Source organism: Curvibacter sp. Hmag1.1 (assembly GCF_059769165.1).
Window position 1 is genome coordinate 3,152,877 of the sequence record NZ_JBMBGX010000002.1, and the last position, 15,520, is coordinate 3,168,396.

At 54.2% G+C, this 15,520-nt stretch carries 10 protein-coding genes; 1 reads left to right on the forward strand and 9 read right to left on the reverse strand.

Annotated features, from left to right (window positions below):
• Window positions 1-46: 46 nt before the first annotated feature.
• The 9 genes from ACOAP0_RS15410 to ACOAP0_RS15450 form a co-directional block, all read right to left on the reverse strand.
• Window positions 47-1,867, reverse strand: a complete 1,821-nt coding sequence (locus ACOAP0_RS15410) for an alpha/beta hydrolase family protein (protein WP_498377119.1) — start codon at window positions 1,865-1,867, stop codon at window positions 47-49.
• A gap of 5 nt (window positions 1,868-1,872) precedes the next feature.
• On the reverse strand, window positions 1,873-2,475 hold the full coding sequence (locus ACOAP0_RS15415; RefSeq protein ID WP_498377120.1) for a hypothetical protein: 603 nt from the start codon (window positions 2,473-2,475) through the stop codon (window positions 1,873-1,875).
• Between the two features lie 198 nt (window positions 2,476-2,673).
• Window positions 2,674-2,976: a phosphopantetheine-binding protein gene (locus tag ACOAP0_RS15420; RefSeq protein WP_498377121.1), complete on the reverse strand. Its 303-nt coding sequence runs from the start codon at window positions 2,974-2,976 to the stop codon at window positions 2,674-2,676.
• Window positions 2,969-4,096: a beta-ketoacyl-[acyl-carrier-protein] synthase family protein gene (locus tag ACOAP0_RS15425; RefSeq protein WP_498391460.1), complete on the reverse strand. Its 1,128-nt coding sequence runs from the start codon at window positions 4,094-4,096 to the stop codon at window positions 2,969-2,971. Before ACOAP0_RS15425 ends, ACOAP0_RS15420 begins: the two co-directional genes overlap by 8 nt.
• A gap of 112 nt (window positions 4,097-4,208) precedes the next feature.
• A complete protein-coding gene (locus ACOAP0_RS15430; RefSeq protein ID WP_498377123.1) occupies window positions 4,209-4,781 on the reverse strand; it encodes a toxin-activating lysine-acyltransferase in 573 nt (190 codons plus the stop codon).
• Window positions 4,782-4,789: 8 nt separating this feature from the next.
• Window positions 4,790-9,280 carry a calcium-binding protein gene (locus ACOAP0_RS15435; RefSeq protein WP_498377124.1) on the reverse strand — a complete coding sequence of 1,497 codons (4,491 nt, stop codon included), beginning with the start codon at window positions 9,278-9,280 and terminating at the stop codon, window positions 4,790-4,792.
• Between the two features lie 826 nt (window positions 9,281-10,106).
• Entirely contained in the window at window positions 10,107-10,589 is a 483-nt protein-coding gene (locus ACOAP0_RS15440; protein WP_498377125.1) for a hypothetical protein, read from the reverse strand.
• Window positions 10,590-11,109: 520 nt separating this feature from the next.
• A complete protein-coding gene (locus ACOAP0_RS15445) occupies window positions 11,110-12,603 on the reverse strand; it encodes an HlyD family type I secretion periplasmic adaptor subunit (protein WP_498377126.1) in 1,494 nt (497 codons plus the stop codon).
• 23 nt (window positions 12,604-12,626) lie between these two features.
• The gene (locus ACOAP0_RS15450; protein ID WP_498377127.1) at window positions 12,627-14,795 is read right to left on the reverse strand and encodes a type I secretion system permease/ATPase; all 2,169 of its coding nucleotides are present in this window, start codon (window positions 14,793-14,795) and stop codon (window positions 12,627-12,629) included.
• Between ACOAP0_RS15450 and ACOAP0_RS15455 the strand changes: the two genes are divergently transcribed.
• Complete coding sequence (locus ACOAP0_RS15455; RefSeq protein WP_498377128.1) at window positions 14,794-15,060, forward strand: hypothetical protein; 267 nt, start codon at window positions 14,794-14,796, stop codon at window positions 15,058-15,060. The two genes, ACOAP0_RS15450 and ACOAP0_RS15455, sit on opposite strands and share 2 nt — an antisense overlap.
• Window positions 15,061-15,520: the final 460 nt, after the last annotated feature.

Sequence of the window (15,520 nt, forward strand, 5' to 3'; positions counted from 1 at the left end):
CAGTACAACCAACTACTTGTGCTGGATGTACTGTCTGGCAGTTCAACTAGTGGGCTGTGAACAGGTTAGTAAGATGGTTGGTGACCGCGGTCTGAGCTGCAGGGATGCTGAGTACGCCACCATGGGTGGCAGAGTTACTTTCGTGATAGCTCAATGACACCTGCGACCCCTTGGACTGCATAGTGGTCAGCAAGGTTAGAGTGCTGGAAGGAAGCACCGTGGTGTCTGCAGATCCTTGAACAATCAAGGTGTTACCGGGCAGCTTCACTTGGCCCGGCTCATTCATATTCAATACCCGAATGACGGCCGGCGTATTGATCGCAGAATTGATGACACCGGAATAGCCAGCTGGTGTTGCACCGCTAATTGCCGCGTATTGAGTGACATCATTGGTGATGGACGTGGTGAATTCAACTAGGCACTGCGTCGCTACCTTGTCGTCATAGACAGCCAGCATTCTTGAGCCGAACACGCTATTTTTGGATACCGGTGTTGGCGTGCTTTCGGTTCCCTTGACCAAGTACGCCGCGTAAAGATTGCTGATTCCCGCCGCTTCATAGCCTGCTGTGTAGTTTGCAGGATTGGCCGAGCTGTTTTGAATACCTGCCCACATGATGTTCAGCGACGATTTCAAGTTAGATGCCGGGGCAATGGCGATGGCGCCTTTGTAGCTTAAGCTTGACTCTTGTTTCTTGGCCAGTCCAGCGAATTGGGCACCTGCCAAGGCGGCATGCCCACCCTGGGAGTGACCCATCGTCGCCCACGCGCCTGAGAGCTGTGTGGTCAGTAGCTTCTTGGCGCCAACAGCTGCCAGTGCCATGGAGCGCCCGGCACTGCCAAGGTCAAGATAGGGGTGACCAGCCGTTACCCCCATGGTGGTGCTACCCAGTCCCTCATAGTCTGGAGCTACAACCACAATACCTCTTGAAACCAGCAACGCCACGAGGTCCGCATATCCCCATGTGCCGGTGGCTTTTATGGTCACACTCGGCGCACAGTTTTGTCCTACACCTGCGGTCCCGTGACCGAAGACGACCAGAGGCCAACCACCCTGCGGCATCGTAGTATTTGGAGTGAACAGCATGGCTGTGGCATGGATCTGCTTACCCAATGCGCTTGGCATTTTGTAAGCGAAGAGCCTGCCGGTTGCCACACTGGAGAGAGTCGCCGGCATGTTCAAGGGATTGACGTCCGAGGACTCCAAAGCAATGGACCCGGCTGCGTCTTGGGCCGTCTTGATGGTTTCTTGGAGTTTTGTCAGACGTTGTTGTGCCGTTGTGCCAATTGGCAAATCCTTTTGCGCCTGTTGAAGTTGCGCTGCCAGTTGTCGTGCGGCTCCGTGGACGACGCCATTGCCCGAGGCGATATGGTCATCATGTGGATTGGTGTCAGAAGGCAGACCCAATTCTTCCAACACCCGTGTTCTGGCAAAGGCAGAGGAAATGTTGTCTGTTTTGACCTTGCCCACGATCATCGTAGTAATGGGGGTCACGACGGATGGCTTCGCCGCTGATGTTGCCATGGTGTAGGCAGATTTTCCTGCTGCGAGCAAGGTCAAGCCACCGTCATCAGAATCTCTGGCCGTTTCAGGAATCTCCGCGATGACATTCAGTCCGCTGGTGTCTATGCTTCCCGTATCCAGTTTGTACTTGCCTCCACTGTCCGAAGTAGCTGAGGGTTCACCTGTATCGCAAGCTCCGTTGGAATTGACATCCAGACAAACCTTGGCGCCCTCAATGTAGCCATCGATTACCGTGCCGGATAGGGCGCTTGGGGTGGAGCTGCCGCCACCGCTACATGCAGCCAGAAGAGCAGCAGTGATTGTCGATAAAGCAATGGCTTGAGTTATCAGCTTGATAGATTGCATGATGGTCATTCGGTCAGGTTGAAAACAAACGTACCGGTTAAGGGTCTTATTTGGGGTTCGGATGTACCGACAACAGATGGTTTCAGTAGATGCTTTGTGGGAGATGCATCGGGCGAAGTGAACACAAGACTCAAGGAATCAATAAAGACTTTCTGCTTCGCAGTGTCTGATGGCGCTTCCTTGCTCAGACTTTCGTCATCGGAGACTGGCGGAGTTACGTTCAAATGAAATTCACTATCTGTAGGTGCATTCCAGTTTTGACTGGCTCGGAAGATCGCCGCTCTCACGTCTGCGGAGTCCAGTAGCTCTTTGTAAGAGCCATTGACTCGCACATAGTCTCCGTTTGGATCGATCGTTAAGAGTCCGAACTCCAGTTCCCATCGGACAATCCCGATTACCACAAATGTGGGGCCCGATATGGTGAACGCTTTCAGCGCTTTGGGAGTTAAGGCGACCGTCATGATGGAACGCTGCAGACGTACCTCCAACGGCGCACGAAAGTACTTCTCCTTGATCTTCCTCAAGGGTCGACTGCGCTTGGATTTTCGGAAACCACCAGATGCACCGGAAAGATTCAAGGTGCTTGGTGCATCACTGAAATCTGTCATTTCGACGCCCCACTAAGAGAGGTCATTTCGGGTGGTACCGAGTGATGAATGCACCCCTGGGCCTTCGGGACACCTACGAGCAGAAGTTCAAACGCAGCCTCCCACTTACGCACACCTCGGCATTGAGTTCTGCTCGACGTTGTGAAGCTAGTTGGGATCATCTCCGTCATAGTTCAGTCCAAATGCATATGGTCCACATCACTGTTGAGGGCTAGTCACTGTTTTCAGCGACGCCTCTTGCAGGGTATTCGTCACCAGTTCCAGAACGTCACCAATACTTTGCAGCTTCACCCCTTGATCCAAGGGTATGGTCGTTTTGAGTTCTTCTTCCAGCAGAAAGAGCATCTCCGCGAGGTCCAGCGAATCCATCTGCAAAGACTCAAAGCTGGTTTGCAAGTTGAGCTCTTCGACTGGCCTCCTCATTCGCTTGGCCAGGGTTTCGAAAATCAACTTGGCAAGTGCGTCACGAGCAGTGGGAGTGGTGAGGGTCAATTCATTCATGGCTTTTGAAGACAAGTGAGACATTCGTTCCCCCAAAGGCAAAGCTGTTGGAGAGGCAAACACCTAGTGGTTGTAATGGTTTAGATTTAAGTGGGACCTTGAAACGAATTCGCGAATCAAGCCTGCGAACCCCAGTGTTCGGCGGACATTTCTTGAGTCGCAGGGCATTGATGGAAAGAATTGCCTCCATCGCTCCTGCAGCACCCATCAGATGTCCTGTCGCGCCCTTGGTGGAACTCACCAATGCGTCCGATGTTTGAAACAAAGCATTCAGGGCATCGATTTCTGAGGCGTCACCAGCAAGCGTTCCGGTGGCGTGCGCATTCACATAAGCGACTTGATGGGTTTTGATACCCGCTTGCTGGAGTGCGGCGTACATGGAGCGCAATTGCGGCTCCGCATGGGGGTGCGTCACACAAGCAGGATCATTGACCTGGGCATATCCAAGGCAATGCGCAAGGACCTGAGCTCCCCGCGCTTGCGCATGACTCCCGCTTTCCAGTACCAAACACGCTGCGCCTTCACCCAACACAAAGCCGTTGCGAAACTGATCAAAAGGGCCATGCCAATCCATGTGGGATTGGTTAGACACTGACTTTGCCAAAGCGCCCAATGACTCCCAGGCTTTGACGACACCTGGCACTATCAAGGCTTCAGATCCTCCGACGATGGCAACGTCACACCTACCTTGGGCAATGGCCAAGATGGCCTCGCCAATGGCCACCGCTGAAGAAGCGCAGGCATTGGAATAGGTCATGACCGGACAATCCAACCTTGCCCAAGCCGCAATGCTCGCTGCACTGGCGTGGTTCATGGCTTTTGGAATCGTCAATGGCGAAACCCTGCCGGAGAGGTCATGTTGCCCAAGGTACAAACGTTGATAGGCTCCGTCCAGAGTGGCAGCACCTCCGAAACCGGTACCCCAACCAAGCATGCCTACATGGACCGGATCAAGTCTCGCTATTTGCATCGCCTGATTTGCGGCGAACACGGACATTTGGGTAACCCGGTCTGCATCCTCAACCCGTCGGTCAAACATTCCTTCGGGAAGAGTTTGTGTGAGCTTTGCGGCCCAAAGATCAGTAGCGCCCGGGAGTTCACTCAGGCGGTGACGGGCCACAGCAGTTTTTCCTGCAAACACAGGTGCTAGATGTTGGACGCCCCATCCATAGGCGGACACTGCTCCCCAACCGGTAACGACGACTGAGCGATCTAACATGGTGCTCACTGAACTAGGCTGCCGCTGCGGGTGTATTCAACTGCGCTCGATGCTCTGCGCGCTTTGAGGCTCCCTCCAGGTCCACGGGGGGATTGAGGTTCGGATCCTGGGCTTTGGCTGCAGCATTGGCGCCGTGGATGTAGATGATCTGCATCTCATCTGAGCCGGGCTTGACGCGCAGCGCGCGTCCGACCTCGTCTTTGAACAAGCCTTCGCGGAGGTCTTTCATGACCAATGCGCTGTCCCCGAAGGGGGCGATCCAATCCACGATCCAGCCACGCTCTCCACTGGTCCAGTCCTTGGGGTTCAGGCTGCGGGGATTGAGCACATAGCCTTCTTCCACCTCCTTTGACATACGGGCCCAGGCCACGTAAGCCACGGGCCGTCCGTCGCGCTTATACAAACGGCACTGCTTGTGCATCAAGGCCGGCACCACCCATTGGAAGATGCTGGCCATGGGCCAACCCTTGTGCAGTGGAGAGTGCGCCATGAGCCACACGATCTCCCCCAGCATGGTCATGTTGGGGGAGTCGGCCCGAACAGCAGGCGCAGCTGCGCCCGCGCTTGTCGCGGTGTTTTGAGACATGGGCACCCTTAAGCCACAGAGACCCAGGCCGAGTTCACGGCGGAACGCACGCTTCCCGGCAACTCAACCGCATTCACGCCATAGACGGACTGACCGTCATTGGGCGTGAAGCCGTTCATTGCATTGACCAAGGTTTGCACCTTGTTGTAGGTCAGCAGTTCACCGTTCACCTCAAAGCCGTACACATAGCGCTGGGCAGTGTCTGTTTGTGCACGCTTGATCGCGTCGTCGCTGTAGTACCAATCCTTGAAGGTCATGGTGTCTGTGGCACCCAGCAAGCGCATGGTCAGGTCATTGCCGACCCGCTCGAACCAGAGAGACTCCTTGGTCACGCCGGATTCCAACTGGATCACGTCGGTTCCATTGATGTCTGCCTGCTCGCTACCGATGTAGGTGTCGTTACCATCCCCAAAGCCGAAGCGATAGGTATCAAACCCGGTGCTGGCTTGGTAGGTGTCATTGCCCGCATCACCCATGATGAAGTCATCGCCCGCGCCGCCGTTGAGGATGTCGTCTCCTTTACCGCCAGCCAGCACATCATTGCCTTCATCGCCAAACAGGGAATCGTTGCCAGCATCACCGACCACGATGTCGTTGCCTGTTCCACCATAGACGGTGTCATTGCCCAGACCGCCGGAAAGCAAGTCGTCATCCGCTTCACCGTAAATGGTGTCGTTACCGGAGCCGCCTTGCACGAAGTCTTTACCGGCACCGGCGCGCAGGGTGTCATTGCCTGCAAAGCCATCCATCCAGTCAGCACCCGCGGAGCCGGTCAAGGTGTCAGCGATGTCCGCACCGCCCTGGCCCAAATAGGTGTTGGTGATTCCCGAGACATCAAAGTCTTTGCCATCAAAAAACTGGAACACTTCCACCCGGTTGTTGGTGTTCGACCAGTTTGTGATGGTTACGGAGTCGGTCAATGCCGACAAGGCGCCTTCAGGATTGTTACGATCACGCAGGTAAACCACCATGTCTTCGCCGGAGCGTTGGAGCACCAGGTCTTCCATAGTGATGTTGGTGCCGAAAAGCAGCTTGTCGCCACCCGGGCGGGACTTGTCGGTTCCAACCCCCGCACTTCCGCTGTCATTCAGGATGTCTTTACCATCCCCACGACCGAAGATGTACACGTCGTCACCAGTGCCACCGTTCAAAGTGTCCGCACCGGCAGCGCCATGCAAGATATCAGCTGCGGACGAACCGGTCAGAGTGTCGTTGCCGGCGCCGCCGCCCAGCCAAGTGGCCACGTTGGTATCTGCAGTCAAGACGTCGTTGCCAGTAGTGCCTTTACGGGCATCAGCAATATCGCCGATGTCTACAGCGAAGTCATTGATGAAACGCAGGTTCTCAATCCGATACTCAGGAGTGTCCCAACCCTTGATGGTGATGCTGTCGGTCACCTCCGTACCTGTGAGCGGAAGCAGAGAGATCACCATGTCGCTTCCGTTTCGCTCCAGCATGATGTCGGAGATGTCAATGTTGCGTCCGAACTGGAGAGTGTCTTCACCGCCTTCCACGGCGCGCAGCACCGAGCGGTAGCCGGTGCGGGTTTCGTTCACCCAGACCTGGTAGCTGCTCTTCCCGTCCGACTGGGTCTGCAAGACTTGCTCGGTGTAGGTATAGGACTCTTGGATCGTCTCTGTACCCAGCGCAGCCTCGTTGATGGTGTCTTGCCCGTCTCCCCGGTTGAAGTGGTACACATCGTTGCCCCGGCCACCGTTCAAGATGTCGTTGCCGGCACCACCGGTGATCACGTCGTTGCCGTTGCCACCATTTATGGTGTCAGCACCGGAGCCACCGATCAGGTAGTCCACGCCTTCGCCACCTTCCAGAGTGTCGTCGCCAGCACCACCAAACAGGTCATCGTTGCCGTCACCCCCGTTCAACTGGTCATTGCCAGCGCCACCGATCAGATAGTCATTGCCGCCCAACCCATTGAGGGCGTCATTGCCGGCGCCACCGGAGAGCAGGTCACCGCCGGCATGTCCGGTCAGGGTGTCATCAGCTCCATAGCCACTGGCAACCTGGTCGATGTTGCCCATGTTCAGGCTCAAGCCATCAGCAAACCCGAATGTCTCAATCCGGTTCTTGACGTTGTTCCACTGCTTGATGGTGACTTGGTCGTCCATGTCAGCGAGCAAGGTGTTTGCCTCTTCGCGCAAACCCACTACCAGGTCAGAGCCCGACATCGCGAAGAACAGATCGTCCAGCACGATGCCTTGACCGAACTGCAGGCTGTCTTTGCCACCGTCGTCCTGTACGGTGCGCACCCGGGTCTCTGTGCGGTACTGGTTTACCCAGTTACCGCCCTTGCCGTAGTCTTCATAGACCTGACCGGTGTACACCTGCTCCTGGTAGGTTTCCTGATGTTCGAGGTTGTCAAAGATCTGGTCTTTACCGTCTCCACGGAAGTAGAAATAGGTGTCGTCACCGCCACCGCCTTGGAGGATGTCAACCCCGACACCGCCCAGCAACATGTCTTTGCCTGCCCCGCCGCGCAGGGTGTCGTTGCCATCCATACCGACCAGCACGTCGTCACCGTCGCCACCTTCCAGCACATCGTCACCCGCTTCGGCAATCAGGTAGTCATTGCCATCGCCTCCGATCAGGGTGTCATTGCCTGCACCGGCAAACAGGAAGTCTTTGTCTGCGCCGCCGTCCAGACTGTCATCTCCGGTGCCACCCACGAGGATGTCTTTGCCAGCAGCGCCGGACAGGGTGTCGTTGCCACCACCACCGGACATGAAGTCGCCTTCCGCTGTACCGCTCAAGGTGTCATTGGCACCCATGCCGCTTTGGGCATTGACGATTTGGCTGAAGTCCAGCAAGTTGCCGTCGGTGAAAGCAAAGTTCTCAATGCGGTTCTTGGTGTCAGCCCAGCCTTCGACAGTCACGCTGTCAGCGGAAAGGGCGTTCTCGTTGTCGCTGGCACGCAAGGAGACCACCATGTCCTCGCCCACGCGGGACAGAACCAAGTCTTGCACCGAAATGCCCAGCCCAAACTGCAGGGTGTCAATGCCACCATCGATTTCACCAAAGACGTCGCGGTAACCATTGCGATCTTCCATGCGCGTAGCAGCTCGATATCCACTGCGCAGCTCGTTGACGTAGCTGCCGCTCTTGCCGTCGGTGTGGTAGACGCTTTCGTAATAGTTGTACTGCTCGCTGTAGGAGACTTGCTCCTGGTAGCTGTACTTTTGCTTGTACCAGTCTTCTGCGTAATCGAGGATGCGGTCTGCGCCATCGCCACGGTTGAGTACGTACACGTCGTCACCGGCTCCGCCCTCCAGACGGTCGGTACCCTCGCCACCGGACAACACGTCAGCGCCTGCGCCGGACTTGAGGGTATCGTTCCCGGCACCACCCAACAGCACGTCTTCACCACCCGCAGTGGTCAAGTTGTCATTGCCTGTACCACCGTCAAACACGTAGTTGACGGCATTGTTCTTGCCCGTGATGCTGTCGTTGGCACTGCCTGCCAATACTGATTCGACATTGATGTCGTCGGCGACCAAGTTCAACTGGCTGTTGTCCAGCACCACCAGGCTGTCGTATCCGTCACCGCCATTGATGCGGGTGGCTTTGGCGGAGCCTGTGAGGGCAGATAGAGCCGCAAGGTCCGCCCCGTCTACAAACAGCTGGTCGTTGCCCGCACCGCCTTGGAGTTGGTCTGCACCTTCACCGTCAAGCAAGATGTCGTCACCCGATCCGCCCAGCAGGATGTCATCGCCAGCTCCGCCATCCAACAAGACTTCGGTAGTTTTGCTGCTGGCGCTCAAAATGTTGGCGCCGGCGTTACCGCTGGCACCTACCCATAGAGTGGTGTCGGTGTCAGTGCCCAGGTTGAAGTTGGCATTGCCTTCTGAAGCACCGATGTTGCGGTAGTGCAGTGCGCTGCCGCTTTCGAACTCGACGACGGTATTGCCATTTGCATCGGTGCGGGTGCGGTAGCCCAGGTCGTTGTAAGCAAGAGATACGTCTGCACCTTGGATGACTTTTCCGTCAGCACGCTGGATGTCGAACAGGCCGTGGATCACGCTGCCGTCATCCAGGCTCAGATTGGTGCCGTCTTTGACCTTGAGGTTGAAGCTTTTGATGCCGGCTTGGGCAAGGGTCTGCATTTCTCCGGCGTCCACCACTCCGTTGGAGTTGGCGTCTTTCCAGACCTTGAAGTCGGCAAAGCGTTGATCCCGGGCATCCAGTACGCCGTCGTGGTTGCTGTCAAAGGTGGCAGCCAGCCCTTTGAGGTCGGTGTCGCCTTCTGCGGCTGTCCACTTGGCAAAGGCGATCTCTTTGCTTTGGGTGATCTGGTTGTCGTTGCCTTCGTCGATGACCAGAATGCCGTCCTGGGGACCTGCCCACGCGGTGGTCTCAGCATAGCCATCGTCATCGAAGTCGAACTGTGCCGGGCTGTTGTTGCGGGAGTAGAGCTCTATGCCGTTGCCATCGAGGTCGATGACGATAGGGTCACCGGTACTTGATGATCCATAACGATTCGTCAAGCTAGAGATTTCGCGGCCCATCTCGCTCTTGCTATTGCCGCTGTAGTCTGAAGAGGACCATTGGCTGTAATTGGGCGAAGAGGAATTTGTATACGTGGTTTCGCTGGCACGGAATGCTTCGCGGGCAGACTGTGCTGCTGCATCAGCAGCAGCTTGCTGTGCGCGTGCTAGGCGACTGATCTCACTCTGGGCCTGATTGGAAGTGTTTGTTCCAGATTCTTGCTGTTGACTAAAGGAAAGCGACGCTATCAAAGCGCTATCTATTTCCGAGTTTTGTCTTCGTAGTTTCTGCTCTTCTGCCAAATAGGGCGAAGGAGGTGGGAACATTTTCATATAAGACTTGACGCTGGTTCCATTCGCGTCTTTCTTCTCATTTTTATTCTTTACAAAATCTATTGTTGCTCCTATCCCCACCAAATGAGTTCCTGCCAGAAGTCCTTCGGCAGTGATTTGTACACCTTCAACTTCTGAACCAATGAATTTGTCTAGACCATATTTTTGAATGTACGTCCAGTTTTTATCCGTGTACGAACGAACTGCTGCCTCTTGGGCTGGCGCGCTTCTGAGAAATTCTTCTTTATTCGTTACGCCGAATACCTCCGCCTTGAAGGACCATGAATCATCACTCCAATTTTGATACTGTTTATCAACCTTTCCCAAATAAAAACCTGCCTCTTTTAATGCAGCAGTGCCTAGCTGATATTTACCTAAATATCCAAACTGATTTTCAGTCGAATACCGATCCGGCGAATCAAGAGGTGCCCTAAGCCCCGACTCTCGTCGAGCAATGGCGTCATAATAATCTTTGCTTACAGGCGCTTCCATCTTAGATCTCCTCACACAATTTGTTATTAAAATCTTCTACTGGGGGTATATTCTTTTCGCTACTAAATTTCGCCTTTAATTCATAATCCTTCTCCACAATAAGTAGAATAATGTTCCTTTGGGGGAAATAGGCAATTTTCACACTCTCGCTTCCATCATGCACTTTATTTCCTGTGTAAACCACCCCATTACCTATTTTTGAAAAGCAAAAGTAATTTGCGTCTTTTGAAGATGCAAAACTCATTGACCTTATCCAAGTTGGAAGATTTTTCTCTCGTGAAAATTGAATCCACTTACCGCGAAAATCTTTCTTCTTTAGTAGTTCCCACGGAAAGATGTTGTAATTATTTAGCTCATCAGAAACACGACTACGTTTCTCTGATCCTTTGTTTTCATTCTCTTCTGCTCTTAGACCTGAAGTTGTAAAAATGAATATAAACAAAAAAAGAATCAAAAGATATTGATGAAGTTTTATTGTTTTCATGACTAATTTCAGCCTTTCATTCTTAGCGAACTTGATTTACGTTTCAAACGAATAGGTAGTGCACTTTTCACCGCGTGCTACTAGCTCATGCTTTGGGCAAATAGCATATAGAAAAGCACATCGCTCTTTAAGGCAGGCAACCCCATTAATCCTGTCTAATTGCATTTTTTCGCCTTTGCTCAAATGACGATTCTTTTTTGCAGTGAGAAATATGTCATTCCAGTTATCCGTTGTTAATTCTTGCAGTGGGCTAATTTTTTTCGGTCAATTTGTAGGGTTTCACCACTATCGATTAATACCCAGTCACCGACTCCCTTCCAATCGAAATCGCCATCACTGAAATAAAGGACCAGGTTCACATCTTCAATAACAGCGCCCAATTGAGGAGACTTTTCCAAATTGAAGTTGCAAGCACTTAATTCGAAAATCACTGCACTGGCAATTAGTTTGTTTATAATTTCTTGAACTCAATAACTGAAAAAAATTCACGATATAAATTGCTATATTTTTGAATTTGAAATTACCGCTCCCCCGCACTCTCATCAATCGTTTTCTGAATCGGACTTAACAAGTAATCCAATACCGTCCGACGCCCTGTCTTGATCTCTGCAGTAATGTTTAGCCCTGGTGTCACCGGCATGGTTTTCCCTTCGATATCAATGGTTTGCTTATTCAATTTCACGTGCGCCGGAAAATAAGCCAGCGGTGCCTGTCCATTACTCGCCGGGTTATTCGCCGAATTAGAGTTTTGTGGGTCACGGGTTAACGCGTCTGCACTCACCCAAGTGACTTCCCCATCAATCGTTCCGTATCGGGTGAAGTTGAAGGTTTCCAGCTTGATGCGCACCTTTTGGCCTGTATGGATGAATCCGATGTCTTTATTCGCCACCATGACTTCTGCGCTGATGTCGTGCGCAGCAGGGACGATCACCATCAGGGCTTGTGCAGGGGTGACTACGCCACCCGCGGTAAAGACTGCCAGTTGCTGGACGGTTCCTTTCACTGGCGAGCGCAGTTGGAGCAGTTCTAGGCGCTGTTGGGACTTCACCTGTTCCTGGGCCAATCGCTCAATTTCTTGCTGAGCAGTGAATTGCCGTTGCGCCAGGCTCTTCTGAATCTCTGCCAGGTAGGCGTTCTGTTCTTTGAGCGCTTCCTGGTGCGCTGACATGGCGGTTGTCAGCTCAGCACGAACCCTCAGCAGTTCGTTGTCAATATCCTGGCGATCCCGGGTTTTGTCTTGCAGGCCGTGTTGGCTCACAAATCCTTGTTGGGCCAGTGCTGCGTAGTCCACTTCCCGCTGATTCAGGGTGACTAGCAATGATTGCAAACGGTTGATCGCAGCTTTGCTGACCTGGATTTGGTTGTCGCGCGTTTGGACGGTGGCAGCGAGTCTTTCCCGCTTGCTGCGAATGTCCTGCCATTCGGTTTGCAACTGCTGGCGCAAGGTCTGCCATGGCGCGCAGCTTTCGATGTTGGTGGCTGCGCACCACAGAGAGCTTTGCTGCTCGGCTATTGCAGGCTGAACGCCTGAGTTCAATGCCAGTTGCAAGCTATGACTGCGTAGCTTCTCGGAGTTCGCCGCCAGCCACTGTTGCTTGTTCTGTGAATGCTCAGCTCCGACTTGGGTACTGTCGAGCTCAATCAAGAGCTGGCCTTCTTGCACTTCTTGGCCATCCTGGACATGAATGGACCGGACGGTGGCAGCCTCCAGGGGTTGTATGACTTTGCTGCGTTCACTCACGATGACACGCCCGGGTGCCAGAGCCACCACGTCAATCTTGCCGAACGCTGCCCAGATCAGCGCTGCGACCACGCAGGTGCAGATGATGGCCATGATGCGCCGGGGTGCCGGATGGGGCGGGGTTTCCTGCAAGCTGAGAGCCGCTGGCATGAAGGCGCGCTCACTTGCCAGTCGGTCTGGCCCTGCTATCTCGTGGCGGGCGGCCCATGCCAGTTGAAGCACCTGCTGGTAGCGTTTCATCAAGGCTTTGAGAACAGACAGTTGGTCTGTCATTCCCTGCATCCAACCAGGAGTCCTCATGCCTGCACCTCCTGACCGGATTGCATTCCCCACAGTCGGGCATACAGTGACGGCTTGGCCAGCAGCTCGTCGTGGGTTCCGCCTTCTACGACGCGTCCTTTGTCCAGCACCACGATGGCGTTGGCATGGCGTACAGCACTCAGACGGTGGGCAATAATGAGGACAGTGCGGCCCTTGCAGATGGCGGACATATTGCGCTGCAGGATCTGCTCGCTCTCATAGTCCAGCGCACTAGTAGCTTCATCAAATATCAGAATGCGGGGATTGGAGAACAAGGCGCGGGCAATAGCCAAGCGTTGCTTTTGCCCGCCGGAGAGGCTGCTGCCTTGCTCACCGACCAAAGTGTCATAGCCTTGGGGTAGCTCACTGATGAATCCATGGGCCCCTGCCAGCTTAGCCGCATAGACGATCTGGTCCATAGAGGCAGCGGGTTGGCTGATGGCGATGTTTTCTCGGACTGAGCGGTTGAAGAGCCAGTTGTCTTGGAGAACCACACCGATCTGGCGTCGAATCTGGGCGGCATCCACCTGGGCAATGTCGACGTTGTCGATCAAGACGCGCCCATGCTCTGGCACATACAGGCGTTGCACCAGTTTGGTCAGGGTGGATTTACCGGAACCTGAGCGGCCCACAATGCCGATGACCTGACCGGGGGCGATGTCCAACCTCACATCCCGCAGTACCGGGCTGGAATCCGCGTGGTACCTGAAACTCACTTGATCGAAGGTGATGCGCCCGTTCAGCTTGGGTAACTGAGCCGCCACACTGGGCGGTACTTCTGCAGGAGCATTCAGGATGTCTCCCAACCGCTGCATGGAAATCCCCACTTGCTGAAAATCCGCCCAGAGCTGGGCCATGCGCATGATGGGTTGTGCCACCCGGCCGGCAAACATGTTGAAGGCGATGAACATCCCCATGGTGAGCTCACCGGCCATGACCAGTTGTGCCCCGAAGAACAAGGTCGAAGCAGTCACCAACTTGCCGATGACACTGATGCCCTCTTGACCTGCACTTGCCAAAGTCTGGGTACGGAATGAGGCGGACACGTAGGCGGCCAGTTGGTCATCCCAGCGCTTGGCCACCATGGGCTCCAAGGCAGAGGCCTTGACGGTTTGAACACCGGTAATGGTTTCCACCAGAAGGGCTTGGTTCTCGGCTCCGCGGGCGAACTTCTCATCGAGACGGCGACGCAGCGGGGGGACGATCAGGACCGTCAGCGCCACATAGCACGGGATGCTCAGCAGGACGATGGTGGTGAGCTGCACGCTGTACCAGAGCATGACGGCGATGAATACGACTGAGAACACCACGTCCAAGACCACGGTCAAGGCCTGCCCTGTCAGAAAGCTTCGGATGCTTTCCAGCTCACGGATACGGGCGACCGAATCACCCACCCGCCGCGCCTGAAACCAAGCCAAGGGAAGGCGTAGCAAATGACGGAACAGTCTGGAACCCAACTCCACATCGATGCGGCTGGTGGTGTGGGCGAATACATAGCTGCGCATGAAGTTCAGTGCACTCTCAAACAAAGAGATGACGACCAAACCAATGACAAGCACATGCAAGGTGGACAGGCCTTGGTGCACCAGCACCTTGTCCATCACCACCTGAAAGAACAAGGGCGTGACCAGGGAAAACAGCTGCAACACAACCGACGCACCCAACACTTCACCCAAAAGACGGCGATAGCGGACCAGACTGGGAATGAACCAGCTGAAATCGAAGCGTGCTATATCGCCCACCAAGGACGCCCGACTGGCAATGAGCAGCATGGAGCCGCTGGGTTTCTCTGGGGATTGCGCTGCTTCTCCCAGCCAGGCTTGTGCGAACTCAGCATGCGTCATGCGCACTGGCAGGTCATCTGCAGGGGCAGCACCAGTAACAGTTCCAGCACCCATGGCTTTAGGGGCGGAATGTTGGACCAGGACTTGGTTTTCATTCGCAGCGGCCACCATGACCCAAGAGCCATCCGCCATTTGGACAAGAGCAGGGAGCGGTGTGTAACGCAACCGGTTGAGAGCAACAGACTCCACCCGCGCCTTGAGATTGAGCTTTTGTGCTGCCAGACGCAGCAAATGAAAGTCTGCTTGGGTGTCTTCTGTCAGTGCCAATTGGTGAGAGAGGGAGGCCGCGTCCACAGCAACACCGTGCAGGCGCGCGACCATGCACAGAAGTTCCATCGGCTGGCGCGCCGAACCCATGACTACTGAGTCTGCGATTGAACCCAAAGCTGCTCCCGTCAATTTAACGGCTGATCAGCAAGGAATGAGTGTGTGGCGCGTGCCTAGGGTTCGTCAAAAACATATTGGCTTTGCAGAAACAATGCCAAAGGCGACCCGACCCGACGAAATGATTGGTGCGACAGAGCGCGCACTCGAACCTGAAATGAACATACTCTCCCCATTTATGGACTGCGATCTAACCGCCTAGCACTCTCTGTTTCGAGAGTTTTACTAGTCTTCACTTCCAACGCTGCGCTTGGTGGATGCAACGATTGCCGATGCGCACTTCAAACTACAGCCACGCACCTTAGTGAAAAAGCGACTTAAAGATAAGCAACACTGTCCACTGGAAAACAATCCTCTTAAAGACGAGGGTCGATTGCTTGAACTCGAATCTCTTTAAAAGAGGTGACGATTGGTTATGAGCTTTCATGCATGCTCATCATCTGTCACATCTCGCATGAGTTCTTTTGAAGTGCGGCAAACGTCTTTTGATTCCCGGCTTCCTATGAACTTTTGCTTGCGAATTCCTTTGGGGACACATCGCTTTCCAGACGCTTGAACTTGCGGTCAGAAGAAATTTGTTCCAAACAGCGAACCGAATCGCCGACGTTGCTCGCAAAAGCTGCTTTCACTGCGTTGGGCGCATGCAATCAGTCAAGTTTCTT